Source organism: Tunturiibacter empetritectus (assembly GCF_014201375.1).
In the GTDB taxonomy this organism is placed as follows: domain Bacteria; phylum Acidobacteriota; class Terriglobia; order Terriglobales; family Acidobacteriaceae; genus Edaphobacter; species Edaphobacter lichenicola_D.
Window position 1 is genome coordinate 473,630 of the sequence record NZ_JACHDZ010000002.1, and the last position, 20,190, is coordinate 493,819.

12 protein-coding genes and 1 pseudogene are annotated in these 20,190 nt (G+C 55.6%); 9 read left to right on the top strand and 4 right to left on the bottom strand.

The window, feature by feature from the left end:
- Window positions 1–658: 658 nt before the first annotated feature.
- Window positions 659–2,251, bottom strand: coding sequence for a FecR family protein (locus HDF10_RS08070; protein ID WP_183812274.1), 1,593 nt, complete (start codon window positions 2,249–2,251; stop codon window positions 659–661).
- Between the two features lie 190 nt (window positions 2,252–2,441).
- Entirely contained in the window at window positions 2,442–4,658 is a 2,217-nt protein-coding gene (locus tag HDF10_RS08075; protein WP_183812276.1) for a winged helix-turn-helix domain-containing protein, read from the bottom strand.
- A 138-nt stretch (window positions 4,659–4,796) separates the two neighbouring features.
- Here HDF10_RS08075 and HDF10_RS08080 point away from each other — a divergent pair, with 138 nt between their 5' ends.
- The 6 genes from HDF10_RS08080 to HDF10_RS08105 all read left to right on the top strand — a co-directional run bounded on the left by HDF10_RS08080 (window position 4,797) and on the right by HDF10_RS08105 (window position 16,059).
- Entirely contained in the window at window positions 4,797–8,387 is a 3,591-nt protein-coding gene (locus tag HDF10_RS08080; protein WP_183812277.1) for a TonB-dependent receptor, read from the top strand.
- A 107-nt stretch (window positions 8,388–8,494) separates the two neighbouring features.
- Complete coding sequence (locus tag HDF10_RS08085; RefSeq protein ID WP_183812278.1) at window positions 8,495–10,312, top strand: alpha-amylase family glycosyl hydrolase; 1,818 nt, start codon at window positions 8,495–8,497, stop codon at window positions 10,310–10,312.
- Between the two features lie 132 nt (window positions 10,313–10,444).
- On the top strand, window positions 10,445–12,316 hold the full coding sequence (locus HDF10_RS08090; protein WP_406706004.1) for an alpha-amylase family glycosyl hydrolase: 1,872 nt from the start codon (window positions 10,445–10,447) through the stop codon (window positions 12,314–12,316).
- Window positions 12,317–12,706: 390 nt separating this feature from the next.
- Window positions 12,707–13,492: a succinate dehydrogenase gene (locus tag HDF10_RS08095; RefSeq protein WP_183812280.1), complete on the top strand. Its 786-nt coding sequence runs from the start codon at window positions 12,707–12,709 to the stop codon at window positions 13,490–13,492.
- Window positions 13,493–15,307 carry a fumarate reductase/succinate dehydrogenase flavoprotein subunit gene (locus HDF10_RS08100; protein ID WP_183812281.1) on the top strand — a complete coding sequence of 605 codons (1,815 nt, stop codon included), beginning with the start codon at window positions 13,493–13,495 and terminating at the stop codon, window positions 15,305–15,307.
- Window positions 15,308–15,321: 14 nt separating this feature from the next.
- Entirely contained in the window at window positions 15,322–16,059 is a 738-nt protein-coding gene (locus HDF10_RS08105; protein ID WP_183812282.1) for a succinate dehydrogenase/fumarate reductase iron-sulfur subunit, read from the top strand.
- 35 nt (window positions 16,060–16,094) lie between these two features.
- Here HDF10_RS08105 and HDF10_RS08110 read toward each other — a convergent pair whose 3' ends face one another.
- Window positions 16,095–16,610, bottom strand: coding sequence for a hypothetical protein (locus HDF10_RS08110; RefSeq protein ID WP_183812284.1), 516 nt, complete (start codon window positions 16,608–16,610; stop codon window positions 16,095–16,097).
- Window positions 16,611–17,425: 815 nt separating this feature from the next.
- Between HDF10_RS08110 and HDF10_RS08115 the strand changes: the two genes are divergently transcribed.
- The 3 genes and pseudogenes from HDF10_RS08115 (at window position 17,426) to HDF10_RS20885 (ending at window position 19,209) form a co-directional block, all read left to right on the top strand.
- Window positions 17,426–18,298 (top strand): hypothetical protein, encoded by an 873-nt coding sequence (locus tag HDF10_RS08115; protein WP_183812286.1) that lies wholly within the window; start codon window positions 17,426–17,428, stop codon window positions 18,296–18,298.
- Between the two features lie 364 nt (window positions 18,299–18,662).
- A pseudogene (locus HDF10_RS08120) lies at window positions 18,663–19,106 on the top strand (hypothetical protein).
- Window positions 19,021–19,209: a hypothetical protein gene (locus HDF10_RS20885; protein WP_406706006.1), complete on the top strand. Its 189-nt coding sequence runs from the start codon at window positions 19,021–19,023 to the stop codon at window positions 19,207–19,209. Before HDF10_RS08120 ends, HDF10_RS20885 begins: the two are co-directional and overlap by 86 nt.
- 128 nt (window positions 19,210–19,337) lie before the next feature.
- Here the strand turns inward: HDF10_RS20885 and HDF10_RS20555 are convergent, their stop codons facing one another.
- Window positions 19,338–20,171 carry a Fic family protein gene (locus HDF10_RS20555; protein WP_221271542.1) on the bottom strand — a complete coding sequence of 278 codons (834 nt, stop codon included), beginning with the start codon at window positions 20,169–20,171 and terminating at the stop codon, window positions 19,338–19,340.
- Window positions 20,172–20,190: the final 19 nt, after the last annotated feature.

Consider the following 20,190-nt stretch of genomic DNA (forward strand, 5'->3'; position numbering starts at 1 on the left):
AAAAGAAGGACAAACGATAAACGTCCTCTACAAACAATGCAACATTATTCTGGAAGTACCTCGGAGGGGTTGAGATATCAGGTTGGCATACACGTCCCACGCAGACGTACCAAGGCCAATCACGAACATCAACAGCATCGATAGACCCCAGCGCATTTTGGCGTGCTCTTGCAGATAGAGCACGCCCCTTATTCTCGCTGAATCATGGGCAAACCGGAACTAATCCCGACCGTTGCCAACAGGGCAATGCACTCATCGAACTTAGGTTAGAAGCCGATATGCAGATCAGTCCTCCTAAACGCCCCCGCGTCACTTGACCGAATAGTCGGCATTTCGGACAATAGCCGGTTTTGCGTTCACTTGCCGGAGACATAGATCCATTTGCATGGCTCGACGAGCGCATTGGCCTGAAGTCGTTAGTTGTGGATTGAAAAAAAGACTTTGGTGAATGCAGCGAAAGTGTTTCTCATAGCAAATAGGCCGCAGATTCCATATAGCGGGCTCCCCGCCTCGTCATGAGCGAATATCCAGGTCCTGCCAGGAACAACCCGTATTACAAAATAGCTGCCAGAAAGCGCCCTGCTTGATTGATAACAAAATTTGTTACAAGTACAGGTACACGCACTCCTGCATGCGATAGGGGATGGACAATAGGATTCTACTTCGGACTAGATCCGCCGTGGCCGCCGCCACCCGAAGAACCGCCGCTCACCGATGGAGCGGCCACGCTATGAGAAGCGACCGAAGACGTCGAAGATCCCCCATAAGATCCGGTTCGCAATGCCGAAGCATTCGATGTATTCGGATTCTGAATCGGAGTTCCCGCCCGCAATATAACCGGTCCGCTGTTCCCACTGTGACCCGACGCCATAAACCCTGTGGAGGGCGGGGCGACATAGACCTGCATATTTGCCGATCCATGCTGCTCCACATGTGTCGAAATCTTGTTCAGGCTTCCCAGCGACCCCCTCGGTACGCCTAACCCCGCCGAGTTCTTCTGAAATACAAAGTTCCCCGGCTTATCTTCCTTTGAGAAGACCATCGGCGTATTGTTCGCAAGCACCAGCGAACCCGCCCCACCGGTTGGCGCCCGCGGTGAGGTAGCCCGCAGCGGTGAGTGCACCGAACTTACACCCGATGGTGTACCCGGCCCGCCCACGCTCGCAACATTATTCAACCCGTTCCAGGTGCCACCCGGCTGCCAGCCCCATCCATATCCCGGGAAGAACGACCACGTGCCCGAGTGATACGGAAGCCATCCCCACGGATACGGCGACACCCACGAGTAGCCCGCGCCCGGATACAGCGCCCACACGCCATTGCAGTACGGATTCCATCCTGTGCCCACCAGATACGGCTGCCAGAAAGATCCAAACGCTCCGCCGTTGACGAAGTTCCCGTAGTAGTTCAAATCGCTCAAGCCATACGTAGAGCCCCCAGCCACCATCGCATTCGCCTGCGAGTAGCGCGCATGGTAATCGTTCGCTTCCTTATCCCACGCGTCGTAGGGCTCCTCTTCAATCTTTTTCGTTACAGCCACCTGCTCACCACCCAGCGTCAGCGACTCCTTCTTTGTTACCAGCGTCGTATTCGCACCGTTCTTCACCTCCGCGCTTCCGCTGAAGACCGAGACCACCGTCTTTCCGACCTCCACCGTCATCCGCATATGCGTCGAAGGAGAAACCGTCATTGTCTGATCTCCCGCTCGCAGCACGAACTCGTTGCCCTTCGTGCTCTGCAAGTTCACATACACCATGCCCCTCACCACATGTATGGTCGAGGCCTTCGCTCCAGAGCTACGCAGGGCCAGCAGCGGAAACTCCACCAGTGAGTTTGGCGCAACGCGTAGTGTACTGTTGTCCTCAAATTCCACCTCAGCGTACCCTTCGGCGGTACGAAGCTTCTCGCCTTCGATGATCGGCATGTTCGGCATCGTCGCTTCAAAGCCGTTACCCGTCTTACGATCCAGTGAAAGCGTGCCCTTTACATCACTTAGCCGCACAATCCTCACGTGTGAATCGCCCGGCCGCGCCCCATTGTCGACGGGAACGCTGGCCGCCGCCGGAGTACCGGCCACCGGGCCATTAGCCGCTTGCACGTCAGCCGTCGCCACATGAGCGGCCGATGCAGAATCCAGATCTAAAGGGTTACTTTGCTCCCCGGCCGCTCCACTCTGTGCTCCCGCAGCCGCAACTCCCGCCACCGAAAACGCCATCGCCAGAAACACTCCGTATCCGAATCGGATCTTCATCACCGGCCTCCCAAAACCAAAAGCAGTTGCAACCTCGGGGTGCCCGCCAGTATACGTCCGCCGCTATTGCAATGGCTCATCAAAACCCAAATAGTCTGACCTTTTTAATCTCGATGCTTAAAAGGGAATCGGCAGGGTACTCCTGGCTACAGGCGAACACAGCGTCTCTTGGTCCCACAGAGACCAAATGCTATTGGCTGTCGAGATTGACCGTGTAGAGATTTCCTGTTCCGGTTCTTGATCGCACAATAGGGACGTTGTCGATCGTGAGGCCACAGAAAAAGTAGTCTTCCGTGTCACCTCCGCTGAAGTCGGAAAGATTCGCAATTTGTTCAAGCCGGCCATCAGAGATTGAGGCTCGGTAGATGGGCTGCATGTCCGCGGAAGAGGCATGAAAGAAGATGGCCTTGCTGTCCGAGGCCCATACCGGGTCGGCAACGGTAGTGTCTGCTAACGTGCGCCAACTACGTGTTGCTACGTCGAAGAGCAGGAGCCTGCGCTGGTCCAGTGAGATCGCGGCGATATATCGTCCATCGGGAGACCATCGCGGACTGAAGAGCCCTTCAGAGTTTGGAAGTTGTGTTTGTTTGTGAGTTCGAAGATCAAGGATCTGCAAAGCTCTGGGACCGTCTTCCTTGCCCATGATGTCGGGTATCCGCCCAAAAACGATCGACTGCCCATCGTCGGACCACGATGGGTCGGCGGCGTTCCGGTTCTCGTGAAGAGGTTGCTCTAGAGTTCCACCATCTGCAGCGACCGTGTAGATCTGCCACGCCTTACCGGGTTCGCGCGCCATCAAAGCGAGTTTTTTTCCGTCGGGCGACCAGTGTGCATGGAACACCTGCAGCGAGTCCGGTGTGACCTGGATGAGCTCAGTGCCGTCGGACTTCGCCCTCCACTGGCGTCCTTGAAGGTCAGTCCAGGTAACCCATTGGCGATCACGTGAGTATTCGATCCTGTTGGCGTCGGACAAGAAGCCGGGGGCGGGCACGAACTCTCGCCGTCCCGCATCATAACGCTGCAGCAAAGACTGCGTTTCAACGCCTTGAAAATAGATCTGGTGCCCAATGCGCGACGTGACAGGACCAGCAAAACTCAACGGACCATTCGTCACGCGCACAGGATTCACGATCTTACTTCCGTCAAGCCGCCACAGATCACTGCTGCCCCCTCTATCAGATTGGAAGACGAAGTATTTACCGTCGCCGGTCCAGATCCCACAGCATTCAGAAGAGGGCTTTGTCCAATTACTCAGGATAGGCCGCAATGACCGGCCGTCCCTACTGGTCTCCCACAGACCAAGTGTGTGGTCCACCGGATCCATTAGGGTAAATCGGAGGATATTTCCATCGGGTGACCAGCGCAGCCAGAAGGCTCGACCTGGGAGTGTGGCAAAAGGTGTAGACGTCCCATCCTCCAGTCTGCTGATGAACAATCGATTCCCCGCCGCATACAGAACTCTTTTACCGTCGGGCATCCAGGTTGCATCGTGCGCTATGACATTGGCCAGTCGCAGCGCGGTGCCCCCACCCGTCGAAAATGTCCATAGCGGTTGCTCAGATTCAGGAGACAGGTGGTTGCGTAGGAGCAGCGTTGAGCCATCGGGCGACAGGTCCCCAAGAGTAGGGGAAGAGATCTCGCTTGGCAGCGGGAGCTTTTGAACCACACCCGTACGTACGTCTACCTGTGCCAGGACTGATCTGCCGCCGGAGATTACGGGGATAAATATTCTTAGTCCATCCGTGGCTGATGCTGGCAAACTCTCAGTTGCCGGAGTACCCGGAGCAATCCAGTCAGTCCGCGTAAGCCGTTCGATCCGTGGCAGCGGGCCGGGGCGCCTGGAGCTAGCATAAAAAAACCCGATACTTGCCAGAAGAGCCGCCAGGCAGGCCGCTGCCACCCAGACTCCACTCTTCGGCGAAGGCAGAGCCGCACCCTGAACTGGCAAGTCTTGATGCGTAGAAGTTGATTCCGCGTCGGCAGTCGTGGGCACTCCCGGAACAGCATGCGTATCGGCAGAATCCGACACGTAGCCTTCGCCAGAGGTGCTTGTTTCAAGTACTGCAGTCCGAATTGCGACTGGCGCAATAAATCTATACCCGCGTTTGGCCAGTGTCTCCACAAACCGGGGATTGTCCGCTGTGTCGCCCAGTGCGTCCCTGATCTTATTGATAGCTGTGCCGATGGAATGATCGAAATCGACGACGGTGTCGGGGCCCCACACTCGTTGCTGAAGTTCGTCCCGGCTGACGACCTCACCCGCCCGTTCGATAAGACAGGTAAGTACTCGAAATGGCTGGCTTTGCAGCTTGACCCTGCGACCTGCCTTCCAAAGCTCTCCCGTTTGCAGATCGGCCTCAAATACCCCAAAACTGACCTTCGAGACTGTATCGCTGTGAGACGGCATCAACGTGACCCTGAAGCCCAAGTCTAGCATGTAGCGCAGATGAGGTCTGTTTTGGCTGTTGACCGCACGAATTCAATCGCCTAAGAATCAATAACTTACCAGTTGACGAAAAGATGGCTCATAAAAGACGTCCGGGCGATGGCATTGATCGATAGCGAACCGACAATGTTCTACCCGCAACGTGAACAGTTCGAAGAGCTATTGCAGTTGAGTTGTCTTTCAGGAGGCTTCACCGTGAATACACATCCCTCTCGTCACCCGTCTCTCGTCAAAAATCTGTTGGTATCTATAGTCTGCTTACTCCTGGTCTCAGGCTTGAGCTTACGAGCGCAGACCGACACCGGCCGCGTCACCGGGATCGTGACGGATCCAACCGGCGCCGTGGTGCCTGACACCACCGTGAAGCTCACCAACACAGACACCGGAGCGACTCAGACTCTTACGGCCGGCAGCGACGGCAACTTCACCTTTTCCGCAGTGCTTCGAGGCAACTACAAAGTGGAAGCCAGCCATGCCGGCTTTCAGAGTGTGAATCAGTCCTTCGTGCTTCAGGTCTCTCAGGTCCAGACGGTCGAGTTCAAGATGCCCGTTGGCGCCTCGAGCGAGACAGTCGAGGTCAATGACGCGGCACCGGTGGTAGACCTCTCGACTTCTTCCACCGGCTCGGTCATCGAAGGCAAGCAGGTTACTGACCTGCCGCTCAATGGCCGCAACTTCACAACACTCGCGAACCTCATCCCCGGCGTCACCCGTGGAGCGTTCAACTCAGACGCGAGCGGCCGAAATGGCAACGTCGAAACGTTCCGTTACTCCGACTCAGGCGGCGGTGCGCTTGCGGTGAACGGACTTCGTCAGCAGTCCAACAACTTCATCCTCGATGGCGTCGATAACAATGAATCCCTCGTCAACTCCATCGTATTCTTCACGCCTCCCGAGGCGATTCAAGAGTTCCGCGTTACGACCTCGGTCGCTCCTGCCGAATTTGGCCGCGCCGGCGGAGCCATACTGCAAAACTCCGTAAAGTCAGGAACCAATAGCATCCACGGTTCGGCGTTTGGATACTTCCGCGACCAAATCTTCGATGCCAACTCTCTTTATTTCAATCCTGGCAACCCTGCTCCCGCATTCCAGCGGAAACAGTTCGGCGGCGCGGTCGGTGGTCCGCTTTGGAAAGACAAGATCTTTCTCTTCGGTGACTACCAGGCACTGCGTCAGAAGCAGCCAAAGGACACCGGCTTTTACACCGTGCCGACTCCGCTTATGCGTCAAGGGAACTTCTCCGAGCTTCTTGGTCAGAACGTGACCAGCAATCCCGGATCTTTCACATCGGCTACCGGCTGCCCAGCGCTTCCCGCGGGTACCGTACCTGTCGTTGGGGCGATCTATGATCCGACCACGTGCCAGCCATTCGCCGGCAACATTATTCCTACGGATCGCCTCAATTCAGCAGGAGTTAACTATCTGAATGCCTTTGATACACCCACCCGAGCGGGCGTCCTGAACAACTACTTTGCTGTGAGGAAGGCCATCACGAACTTTAACGACTTCGACGTCCGTCTTGACTACCGTGTCACACAAAAGGACTCGGTCTTCGTACGCTACAGCTACGGTCAGGACAACCTGGACGTCAATAGTCTCTTTACGAAGCTGCCGGCAGGATTTGCCTCGGGTGGAAACGTAAATCACCCACGAGGCGGAGCGGCGGGTTACACCCGCATCTTCACGTCCAACCTCGTCAACGAGTTCCGCTTCGGCTATATCCGCCCTGAGTTCGCGTATGTAAACCCCGACCAGGGCACACCGATCTCTGCCAATCTGGGCATCGTCAATGCCAATCGCAACTCGCTCCTGGGAGGCGGCGCTCTGATCGGCGGAAGCAACAACCAGATCGAGTACACCGGCGACGGCGGGCCGTACTCTGTCCCTGAAAAGACATTTCAGTTCCTTGACAGCGTTAGCTACACTCACGGAAAACACACCATGAAAGCTGGCGCGAATATCATTCGTCGTGAAGTCGACTTCTTCCAGGGAAATGATTCAAAGGGCTACTTTGTCCTTGGCGGCGTTAACTATCCTTCGACCGGGCGCTTCACCGGCTACGAGACTTCAGAGATACTTGCGGGCTTCTCAGACTACGAGATTGGAGCGTCAAGCACCTTCTTCAAGACGTTCAACTATGAGACGGGCTACTTCGTACAGGACGACTGGAAAGTAACTCGCCGCCTGACTCTCAACCTTGGTATCCGCTACGATCTCTACACCTATCCCTACGAGCAGAACAACAATCAGGCGAACTACGACTTCTCGACCGGTACCTTCCGGGTCGCCGGGGTCAATGGAAACTCGCGCGCGCTTATCAACACCGACAAGAACAACTTCGCGCCTCGCATCGGCTTCGCCTATGACCTCTACGGAAATGGAAAGACTTCACTCCGCGGCGGCTATGGCATCTTCTACTTCCTCGACCGGGGAGGCGTGGGCAACCAGCTGTCCAACCAGCCAGGTTTTAACGGTGTCAACCAATACACCGCCATCAATGGCTACCGCATTACGTTCACTGGCCAAAGCCCCACCATCCCGAACAATGCCGCCACCGCCACCGCTGCTCTTCCCATACCTGCATTTGGTCCCGGGGCGATCAACTCCATCAACCTCGCTAACGCGACTGTCATCTCTGTGCCAGTGAACAATCAGAATGGCGCAGTCACGCAGTACAACCTGCAGGTTCAACAACAACTCGACCACGCAACTTCGTTGAATATCGCCTATGTTGGCAATAAGTCGGATCACCTGATGACCTGGTTCAATGCCAACTCCCCTGTTCTCGACGGCACGACCCACGGCCTCTATCCAAACCGCGGAACGATCACGGAGGGTCTCGCGGGCGGCTCCTCCAAGTATGACGGCCTGCAGATCTATCTCAACCGCAGTGTCGGGTCGAGCCTGCTCGCGACCGTCGCGTACACCTGGTCGCATTCGCGCGACAATTCAAACGGAGCCTTCAGCTCAGGAAATGGCGCAAGTTCAAGCGGACGTCTCTTCATTACCCCGGCCGGTCCCGACTTGAGGGCCAACTACGGCAACTCCGATCAGGACCAGCGAAATGTCTTTGTCGCCAGCGCCGTCTACTCGCTTCCCGTCGGCCGCGGCAAAATGTTTGGTGCAAACATGAATCATGGCCTGGACGAGGTTCTCGGAGGATGGCAGCTCAACACCATCGTCACACTCGACAGCGGCACACCGATCGACTTCAGCACCACAGGAAGTCCCGGAACGATCGACAACCGGCCGGACCTCATCAGCTTCAGCAAAGTGAAGCGTCAGCTCGTGGGCGGGTCAAACAACTCCAATAACCGCACGTTCTTTACCGGCGTCTTTGGCCTTCCTCCCATCAACTCCTCCGGAATCTTCACGCGTCCGGGGACTCTGCAACGCAATGCCTTCTCCGGCCCAGGCTACAAAACGGTGGACCTTGGAATCTTCAAGGGATTCCACATTACCGAACGGGTCAACGCTGAGTTCCGCGCTCAAGCCTACAACCTGTTCAACACACCGCAGTTCGGAAACCCGGACACCAACCTCCACGACGGGGCCAACATCCCCGGATCGAACACCATCTTTACCACCGGTGCTAACGTCAGTGGAGCAGACAACGGGTTTGGGAGCATTAACAGCATTCGCCTCAACACCGAACGCCAGTTAGAGCTCGCGGCCCACATCAACTTCTAACCTGCTTCCATCGAAAGCGGCACCACTGAGCGCGTCTCTTTCGTGCCGCTTCTCTTCATCAAATTCAATCTTCGCGTCGTCGCGTTTTTTTTGAGGATCTGTTCCCAATGCGCCGCCTTCTTCTCGTCTTCGCGTGCTCCATCTCCGCGTTCGCGCAGTCTCCTCGAATCGACAAAGTAGATCCTCCGAACTGGTGGGCTGCGATGCCTGCCCCCATGCTCCTCGCAAAAGGGGAGAACCTGAACGACGCACGTTTCACCTTGAGCGATGCTGCCTTACACATTAGAAAAACGGTCATCTCCTACAACGGCCACTACGCTCAACTCTGGCTGACGGCGTCGCCTGCTCGAACGGAAACCATCCGACTCACAGCGCGAACATCAAAGGGCGAAACCACAGTCGCCTATACATTCGCACGCCGCCGAAACCCCTCCGACGGCTTCGCCGGGTTCTCCTCCAAAGACGTGATGTATCTCGTCATGATCGATCGATTCGCTGACGGCGACCCATCCAATGATGGACCTGATCACAGCGCCCAACTCGCCAATCCCCGCGGTTGGCATGGCGGAGATCTTCGCGGCATCACTCAGCATCTCGACTACCTTCAGCAGCTCGGTATCACCACCATCTGGATCACGCCCGTCTATCAAAATCACGGCAGCCAGAGCTATCACGGCTATGGAGCAACCGACATGTACGCCGTGGACGAACACTTCGGCAACCTTACCGATCTGAGAGATCTCTCAGCGGCGCTTCATGCTCGTCATATGAAGCTTGTCCTCGACACAGTTCCAAACCACGTCGGCCCGAACCACCCATGGGTCCGCGACAGTCCTGATCCTACGTGGTTCCACGGCACGCTTGAAAATCACACGATCGCGCAGGGAGACTTTGCTCCGCTCACCGATCCCCACGCCCCCTGGCGCGACCAAATCAATGTGACTCAAGGGTGGTTCGCCAATACTCTTCCCGACCTCAACCAGGAGGATCCCGCGGTCTCCCGCTACTTGACTCAAAACGCCGTCTGGTGGACGGAACAGGCTGATCTCGACGGTCTGCGCATCGATACTTTCCCTTATGTCGGTCGCGCCTTCTGGCAAAGCTTCCATGCCCAGCTTCACTCGCTCTACCCGCACTTCACCACTGTGGGAGAGGTATTCAACAGCGATGCAACTATAACCTCTACCTTTGCTGCTGGAGTCACTCGCACTGGAGTAGACACAGGTCTCGACACCCCCTTCGACTTTCCCACCTACTTTGCTCTCCGCGATGTCTTCCTGAAAGATGCGCCGATGACCAGGCTCGCTGACGTCCTGCGGCTCGACAATCTGTATCCCCATCCTGAGCGCCTCGTTCCTTTCCTTGGAAATCACGACACCACCCGTTTTCTCGACGGCGCCGCTTCACTGAACACTCTCGAGCTGGCATTCACTGTTCTCACCACGATGCGAGGTTTGCCACAGGTCTATTCTGGTGACGAAATCGCCATGCGAGGAGGAGCGGACCCAGATAACCGCCACGATTTTCCTGGAGGCTTTGGTTCCACGCAAGACGATGCCTTCAACTCAGCAGGACGCTCTCCCGATCAACAAAGAGCATTCTCGTCGCTTCAAACGCTTCTTGCTCTTCGCAGCTCTTACCCAGCCCTTCAGACCGGAACCGAACAAGTGCTCCACGCAGACAAAAACACCCTCGTGTATCTCCGCACCCTTGCCATCTCAACGCAGGGAACCAAGCGAATTCTAATTGCCGTAAACAAAGGTAGCGAAGCGACAAATGTGGTTATCAAGACCGATGAGACAGAGATTCAAAATGCGCAACGAAGTACGGTCCTTTTAGGCTCGACCGACTCAATCTCCGTGAAGCCCGGCACGCTTACAGTTCATCTCCCCGCCAATGCCGCAGTAATTTCAGACCTCGACTAGGCAGTCCGACTCTCAAGCTCGAAACAGATATCGCCATCTCATGGAGGAGATCGTTCGATGAATTGTTCACGTCAGACCGCAAACACAACCGACGATTCATTGACTAGAAGAGAACTCTTTCCATCGAATCACATGCTCTCACTCGCACTCGTCTTTCTACTTTGTGTCGCGGGACCGTTCGCGTTTGCCCAAGCGCCCATCCTATCAAAAATAGATCCTCCCAATTGGTGGACAGAGTTGCCAGACCCAGTATTGCTGGTCCAGGGAGAACATCTGGATGGGACAAAGTTTTCCATCAAAAATTCAGACACAACCATCGACCTGGTACGTACTTCTTCCAATGGTCATTGGGCGTTTCTAAAGCTTGGTATAAAGTCGGCAAAACCGGGCTCGCTCCTCCTCGAAGCTCGAAACTCCGCGGGAGCCTCGTCAATCTCCTACGCCCTCTCTGCTCGCACGAAGCCCGCCGCAAACCCACAGGGATTTTCATCTCAAGACACGATGTACCTCATCATGACGGACCGTTTTGCTGACGGCGATCCAAGCAATAATCGTCAACCAGGCATGACATACGACCGCAATGATCCGCATGCATGGCATGGCGGCGATCTTCGTGGGATTCGACAACACCTCGACTACCTTCAGGATCTGGGTGTAAACACCATCTGGATCACCCCGGTCGATCAGAATCGCGAGCGAGACAGCTATCACGGTTACGGCACGACCGATATGTATAAAGTCGACGAACACTTTGGTACACTCTCCGACCTCACCGCGCTTGCCAACGACCTGCACGCTCAAGGGATGAAGCTGGTTTTGGATATTGTTCCGAACCACGTCGGTCCGGCGCATCCGTGGGTGGAGGATTCGCCCACTCCCGATTGGTTCCACGGAACGAAAGCGCAACATCGACTAGCTCAAGGCAACTTCCGCGCTCTCATGGATCCTTATGCTTCCGCGCGCGATCGAAAAGACGTTCTCGATGGATGGTTCGTCGATCTCCTGCCGGATATGAACCAGGAGAATCCCCTCGTGGCTCAGTATCTGATACAAAACACAATCTGGTGGGTCGAGGAGACCTCTGCTGACGGCCTCAGATTGGATACTTTCCCGTACGTCGGACGTCAATTCTGGCATGATTTTCACGCCCAACTTAGCGAGATCTTCCCCCACCTGACAACGGTCGGCGAGGTATTCAACGGAACATTCGCCATGCCTCCCATGCTCAACTCCTTCTTTGCTGGAGGCGTTGTCCGCAGCGGTGGCACAACCGACATCGACACAGGTCTCTACACTCCATTTGACTACCCATTTTTTTCAGCCATACGAGATGTCACTGTTCGGAACACGCCAATGACAGATCTGGCGAATTTGTTCCGACAGGACAGTGTGTACCCTCATCCCGACCGGTTAGTAACACTCCTCGGCAGCCATGACACGAAACGGTTCATGAGCGAACCAGGAGCCACACCCGAAAGACTACTGTTGGCGTTCGGCATTCTTCTTACCGCCCGTGGCATCCCCGTCATATATTCGGGAGACGAGATTGGCATGGCCGGTGGCGAAGACCCCGATAACCGGAGGGACTTCCCCGGTGGTTTTGAACCGCAAAAGTCCTCGGCAAACGCGTTCCTTTCCACTCGAAGGAGTACTGACGAAGCAGGCATGCACGACGCCATCAAGCGGCTTTTAGCGTTGCGAAATAGCGTCAAGGAGTTGCAGGAAGGAAAGCAGCAAGTGGTCCAGTCCGATGAGGACACAATTGCTTATGTGCGCGGATTAAATCTGGAACACGGATGTGTCGCAGGCCAGGACAGAGTTCTCGTCCTTGCCAACAAGTCCGATATCGCCAGAAAGCTAAATATAGATATGAACGAAACTGCAATGGAAGGCTGCACTAGAAGTGAGATGTTGCTCGGCGACAAGCACTCGGTCCATGTATCTTCGCATTCAATTAGCGCTAACGTCACTCCACTAGGCCTGATGGTTGTGCAACTTCGCTAAACTTCGGAGATACTTGCGACTCGCTTGGTGATAGAAACAGCTCTCAAACTCTTTTTACTTGTCCCCGACGCTGTGGATTTTCAAGTGGTGCTAACAGCCCGAGTCACTCATTGAGCCCTGAGCAGGAAGGCTTGGGGGTGTTATGGATGATTGGTCGGCAACACGTAAGTTGGATCGCCACGTTAGCGGTTAGTTCCGGTTTGCCAGTCGACCGGGAGGAATTAGGTAGCTGGAGGGCCGAACCGGGGATCACTTACGCATGGCTGGCGGTCCGGATCCCGCCTGACTCACATAGCATGTAGCTGACGGTAGAGTACTTGCTATACAATCCGATGCCATTGGGGTGGGAAGGGCGCAGTCTGCGAATGCCCCTCCGCCGTGGAGGGACTTGTGTCAGCTCCCGACATAATCTGGAAAGACGGCAAGTTTGGCCAAACATCGCGGCGTGACGCCTGGTGGCTTTCTCCGACGGCAGTCCTCTTGGGTTTCAGCGCGTTTCTCGTCTATGCAAACTGGGCGGCGTTCCAGAACAGCCATTACACCTTTGGTCCGTATATCTCACCGTTTTATTCACCCGAGCTTTTCGGCAGCTCCCCACATGCCTTGTTTGGCCCGAAACCGAGATGGTATCCGAACTTTCTGCCCTTTTCTCCAGCGTTGTTCATTCTCTGGATTCCAGGCCTTTTCCGTGTGACCTGCTACTACTACCGCGGTGCGTATTACAAATCGTTCTGGGCCGATCCTCCGGCATGTGCGGTGAGTGAGCCCCGGAAAAGTTATTTAGGAGAAAGAAGCTTTCCGCTCATTATGCAGAATTTTCATCGCTATTTTCTGAGGCTCTCGTACGTTGTCTGGGGCTTTCTGGTCTACGACGCGCTGAGGTCTTTCTTTTTTCCGGAGGGATTTGGGATCGGAATTGGGAGTCTCGTTTTAGTCGTGAATGTCGTGCTCCTCGCCGGATACGTATTCGGGTGTCATGCGTTCCGACACCTGATCGGCGGAACATTTGACCAGATCTCGGATCACCCCGTTCGGCACAATATCTACAACTTCGTGAGCCGACTGAACGCGGGGCATAAGAAGTGGGCATGGGCGAGCCTTCTTTGGGTTGCTTTTTCTGATATTTACATCCGTCTCTGTTCGATGGGCATCTGGCATGACTGGAGAATTCTCTAGATGCCGGAATTCCAGCGGTTCTCCTACGACGTACTCGTGATTGGAGCTGGCGGAGCTGGCCTGCGCGCTGCCATCGAAGCTGGAGCTGCAGGTGCGAAGGTGGGTGTGGTCTGCAAATCGCTACTCGGCAAAGCGCATACCGTAATGGCCGAAGGAGGCATCGCGGCGGCACTGGCCAATGTCGACGATCGCGATAACTGGCAGGTTCATTTCGCCGATACGATGCGTGGCGGCCAGTACCTGAACAACTGGCGCATGGCCGAACTCCACGCTAAAGAAGCTCCGGAATGCGTCCGCGAACTCGAGGCATGGGGCGCGCTCTTCGATCGCACGACGGACGGCAAGATTCTTCAACGAAACTTCGGCGGACACCGATACCCGCGGCTGGCCCACGTTGGCGACCGCACCGGGTTGGAGATGATACGCACGCTCCAGGACCACGGCATCCATACTGGGATGGAACTCCACATGGAGTGCACGGTACTCAGCCTGCTACTCGACGGGAATCGCATTGCAGGAGCTTGCGGATACGACCGCGAGAAGGGCCGCTTCCAGTTGTGGGAGGCGAAGGCCGTGGTGCTGGCCACCGGCGGAATCGGGCGTGCCTTCAAGGTGACCAGCAACAGTTGGGAATATACAGGCGACGGCCTTGCATTGGCGTATCGCGCCGGAGCCGAACTCCAGGACATGGAATTCGTTCAGTTTCACCCCACCGGCATGGTCTGGCCGATCAGCGTGAGCGGCATTCTCGTAACCGAAGGTGTCCGCGGCGAAGGCGGCGTCTTGCGCAACAGTGAAGGCCGCAGATTCATGTTCGACGACATCCCGGACCTGTATAAGGAGCAGACTGCGGACTCTGAAGAAGAAGGCTGGCGGTATACGCAAGGCGATAAGAATGCGCGCCGCCCGCCTGAGCTACTCACCAGGGATCATGTTGCGCGGTGCATCAATCGCGAAGTCAAGGCAGGTCGGGGCTCGCCGCACGGCGGTGTCTTCCTCGATATTTCTTGGATCAAGGAGCGCATGCCGAAATCAGAGGAGCACATCAAACGCAAGCTCCCCAGCATGTACCACCAATTCAAGCAGCTTGCCGATCTTGACATCACGAAAGAGCCGATGGAAGTCGGTCCGACGACTCACTACATGATGGGCGGAATTCGCGTCGATGGCGATTCGCAGATGTCCAATGTGCCCGGGCTTTTCGCCGCGGGGGAGGCGGCAGCGGGTTTGCATGGCGCGAATCGGCTGGGCGGAAATTCCCTGTCTGATCTGGTTGTATTCGGACGGCGTGCGGGGCGCTTCGCCGCAGAATTCGCCAATGCCAACGGTTCGGTAACGATCGATGAGGTGGAGCTTCAAACCACCGCAAACGCTGCCCTCGCTCCCTTTGATCGCGGCCATGCCGGTGAGAACCCGTACCAGATTCAATACGATCTGCAGGAGACCATGCAAAACCTTGTCGGGATCGTGCGAGTCGAGAGTGAAATGCAACAGGCGCTCGACGCGATCGGGCAATTGCGCGCGCGAGCAGAGCGAACAGGCATAGCAGGCAATCGCGAGTACAACAACGGCTGGCACACGACGATCGATATCGGAAACATGATGATCGTGTCTCAAGCAATTACCCGTGCTGCGCTGCTGCGAAAAGAAAGCCGTGGCGCGCAGTTCCGCGAAGACTTCCCCAACAAGGACTCGGAGTGGGGAAAGTACAACATCGTCATCAGTCGAAGCGCAGACGGTGAGATGCAAGTCGAGAAGCGCGCACTTACGCCGATGCCGAATGAGTTGAAGAAAGTGATTGAAGAGATGAAGTAGCGGAGACGAAAGAGATGGCCACACAAGTGACATTTCGCATCTGGCGCGGAGACCGCGCGGGCGGCGCATTCCAGGATTACACAACACCCGTTGAGGAGGGCATGGTTGTTCTGGACGCGATTCACCGCATCCAGGCGCAGCAAGCACCCGACATGGCGGTGCGATGGAACTGCAAAGCCGGCAAGTGTGGATCGTGCTCTGCCGAAATCAACGGCATGCCCAGCCTCATGTGTATGACCCGGCTAAGTGCCATCGACCTGAGTGTGCCGGTCATCGTGGAGCCAATGCACGCGTTCCCGGTCATACGGGATCTCGTCACCGATGTTTCATGGAATTTTCAGGCCAAGAAGACGATCAAGCAATTCAAGCCCCGCCCACCCGACGCGGCCGATGGAACATGGCGCATTCAGCAGGCCGACGTCGAGCGCGTGCAGGAGTTTCGCAAGTGCATTGAGTGTTTTCTCTGCCAGGACGTGTGCCACGTTCTGAGGGAACACAACAAGCACGACGAATTTATCGGTCCGCGTCTGCTCGTCTATGCTGCCGCACTCGAAATGCATCCGCTTGACACCGAAGACCGGGTCAGCGATTTGAGGCACAAGCACAATATCGGTTACTGCAACATCACGACTTGTTGCCGGCAGGTCTGCCCCGAGTCGATCACGATTACAGAGAACGCGATTATCCCGCTCAAAGAGCGCGTCGTGGACCGTTACTTCGATCCCCTGAAGCGGCTCTTCCGCATCCTCTAACTGAAACTCATTTCTCCCAATACCGGGGGGATTTGCTATCTAGGCCGGGCATCCTGGACATCAAAGGGAACCAATTCCTGTTCCAATTCTCCCCATTCATAGGCTGGATTTTGAAGCAGCCGCACGCAGCGATTCCAGCGAAGGATGGCATCGTCGTTTCCTGCCGGGCGGATTTTCTCTGCTTCGGCAAAATGGTGCAGAGCATGGTCGAAAAGCGCAACCAGTGAGCGAGGTAGTTGGCCGGCGTTGAGCTGGGCTTTTGCGCGTCGCTCATGCAGAATCCCAGTGTAGTAGAGGCGTTCGTACGGATCTTTGAGTTGCCGGAAGATCTCTTCGGCTTCCCGGTAACGATCAGACCCATCGCCGGTGAACTGATCTGTAAGGGCGAGACCAAGTAAACGTAATGCGAGCTGATGCTCCGGTTCGATGGTCAAGATATCGCGACAGATCGACTCTGCCTCTTCGGGTTCGTTCAGCGAGCGATAGAGTTCAGCCTTCGAGACGGCCTCAGCAATCCCAGCTGTCGAAATGCGCTTAACCTTATATTCCATGGCTCTTTCCCTCCACGTTCAAATTTCTCTGGCGCCGTGAATGTTGCGAACCGAGCCCTATTTCCCGTCCGGCAATTCCAGCAACAGCCAGATTGGAAGTCAGCTGCGCCTGATCCAACCCGCGCCTCAAACGCAACCACGCTGAGCACCAGCGGTACACGAAGTCGGCTGCCGCTTATCGTCCTGAAAGCCTTCAACGTCGCGCCTGCGAACGAGCCTTTGGTCAGTGATCAGCATCCCTGATGGCTCCAATATCCTCCGCGAAGAATTGATTCAGATCTTCCTCCATCTAAAGGATACGGTTTTCAACAGGGTCATCGCGCCTGCCTTCTTGACCACGACATTATGCTTCTTTCCCTAAGCGTAGTCCAGACTTGATTAGAGCCTCGCCAACGGCCTTTGCAGCTCGACATCTCAGTGATCAGCCCTGGTAAACACCGTTCTCATCCCTAACTCCTGAATGGTCGGCAAACCAGAAGTTGGCACTTGGACGAATAGTCGGCATCTCGTACAGTTGTGAGCTCACGAACAATGTGGCGAGCACTCGTCCGGGTAGCCGGCTATGCGTCCGCAATCTGAGCCCATCGACAGCAGATAGTGTTAACCGCTCGACCCACGTGGCCGAGCGAGCAATCGGTCTTCCGAGATAGCGACAGCCCGCTGGTCGCACTTGGGCGAACTTGGCGCGAATACGGGCACACGCGGAATCTTCGGCCGGTTGCCAAATGACCCGACCTTTCAGGAGGTAGACTGGCATCGCATAGGGAAGGGTCAATTCGGAATGCCGACGACGAAGGTAAAGACGAGAAAAGCAAATGACTGCAATTGAACCATTCCTGAACAGATTGATAGATTACGCTGGGCTCTTTCCTCCCGCAGGTCTCGATATGCTAACGTCGACCCGGAACTATGCCAGTTACCGCTCTGGTAAATATGCAAGGGCTCTGGGACGCTTGATTGTCCCAGTTGCGAGGCTGACAGAATTCAGCGCGGCATTGATGGAGGTTGGATGCGACGAGCAGCTGACCCCATGGCTCCTGGGCGCACTCAGCACGGGAGATGCGCAGCAAGATGCTCGCCTGATATCTGGGCTCGATAAGAGGGTCGCAGTTGTTGACGCCCTCGAGTGCAAGGCTGTAAATCTGGCTGAGGTGCATGAGTTGCTCTCCGCCGCACCCCCGAAGACAACTCTCTATGTCGAGTTTCCACTGAAGAGTTGCAGGCAAATGATTCCTGCACTGAAGGAAGGGAACGCGCGCGCAAAGATTCGGACCGGAGGAGTTACTGCCGATGCCATCCCCAGCGTCGAGCAGGTCGCGGAATTTCTCGCGGCCTGCGCCGAAGCAAAGGTTCCCTTCAAGGCAACGGCTGGACTGCATCATCCTTTGCGTTCCGTTCAACAGCTCACGTATGAACCGGGAAGCGCATCTGCTCTGATGAACGGTTTCATCAATGTCTTCGTCGCGGCTATCATCGCCTATTACGGAGCAACAGAAGAAAAGGTTTTAGCAGTGTTGAATGAACACGATTCCACCGCCTTTCGCTGGAGTATGCACGCTCTTGCATGGCGTGATCAGGAACTATCCGCGGAACAAATCAGAGAGGCGCGAGAGAACTTCGCTATCGGCTTCGGCTCCTGTTCGTTTACTGAACCTATCGCCGACCTTTTGGACCTCGGATGGCTCTGAAGAAACAAAATGAGCCGAGTTGAATCAGCTAACAACCGCTTTATCGGTTTGGCCATATGTCAGTTCAGACAACGGAGTGTTACCCAGGGTGCAAGCAGCGGATTCATAGTGCCGTGAATGATCGAATTGGGCCTCGAGGCAATCGAAGACTGCGGTTGTGGATAGCCGACCTCTCCAAGTTCCCAGCGAACCTATGGTCCTGCGATAACCGGCCACTCTGTTTGGTCATTCGCCTCCGGGTCGTCGGCAAACCGGAACTTTTCCATTTGGCCGAATAGTCGGCTTCTCGGACAAGTGGTTCCCGTAGTTCCTTGAAAACGGGATTTTCGGAAAGTTCGCGACCAGGAACCGGAATTTTCCGCAAATGTGGCCAGTCACGTCTCTTGATGACCTGAAGCTCGCGCCCTTCCATCTTCTGGCAAGCGAAGGGGCAATACATACAGATAAGCCCCACACTTGACACATGGAAATTTTAGCTAAACTCTGTGCTGCTGATGAGCAGCTTTTCCTCGCAACGCCATTCAGAGTTGTCGACCTGAACGATGCCGTCAGTTGCGATGTGGCAGTTGCGTGGTGGACTGGGATGACCTCACACCGTCGCGAAGGTATGGTCGTCAAGCCGCTCGATTTCGTCGCGGCAGGAAAACGCGGCGTCACGCAACCTGCAATCAAATTGCCGAGGCCCGGAATATCTTCGCATCATCTATGGCCCAGAGTATCTTCTGCCAGAGAATCTCGAACGATTGCGTGCGAGAGCCGTGGGAGCCAAACGTTCTCTTGCCAGCCGCGAGCTTGCATTAGGCGTTGAGGGTCTGGAGCGCTTCGTTCGGAAAGAGCCTCTGCGGCTCATCCACGGGTGCGTCTTCGGTGTCCTCGCGCTAGAGAGCGAGCCCATTGATCCGCGGTTATGAACTGATTACGGGCTTGGCAATGGTGCAACAGCCTGCTGCACAATTGCCAAGCGCACTCGCAAGATGGCATTTAGAAGTTGTCATAGCTTGGAGCTTCAAAAAGGCCTTTCATTGGCCGGTGCTTGAAATTAGCCTAAAATTCCTCCCTGAAAATCCTCGAATGCATCGCGCACGATTGCCTCGAGAGCGGCTACCTCTTCGTCCGTCAACGCAGCAAATTCATTCTCGCGTCGCTTCTTTCCAAGTGTTCCATTGTTCTTGCGAATGAATGTGAGGAGGTTCTCCGCGAGTCTGTCCGGCATCTCCACGGTATCCATGATGCGGCGCATCGCCTCATCATGGCGGCGCAAATACTCGATCTCCTGAGGCAAGTCGTGATCGATCGTCTGTTCGACGCAACCGTAGAGAAACTCCGCGTTATCCGTGCAATCGAAGTAACGGTATAAGTCAGCTGTGTCGTTCTCTACTTCGACGTTTCTCTCAGGTGTGGGACGCCATTCGATACAGCTCATCAGCGGTCCTGAATGCGCTCGTAAAGTATCCCGGTAGGTTTCGATGCGCGCCAGCATGACCGAAGACACCGGAAAAACCATTCCAGGAGGAGTGAAGCGTCTTTCGGCAAGAACATGGTGGATCAGGCAACGATGCAATCTACCGTTGCCGTCTTGAAACGGATGAATATAGACGAAGCCGAATGCAGTGGCAGCAGCTTGGAGTACCGGATCGATTGCATTCTCCTTCATCCTGTTGTTTGCTTCGAGCATTGCCGCCATCAGATATGCGAGATCCTGCGCGCGCGCGCCGATGAATTCAGGCAGAGGATCTCCCTGGTCGTCGCGTTCGCCGAGAAAAACTCCGTCGGGGCGAAATCCAGCACGAACAAAACGTCTGTCCTCGATGAGCACACCATGGAGACGGAGGATCTCATCGAGAGTCAATGAAGCTTTACCAGCCTGAAGCACCGCACGCGCCCATCGCTCC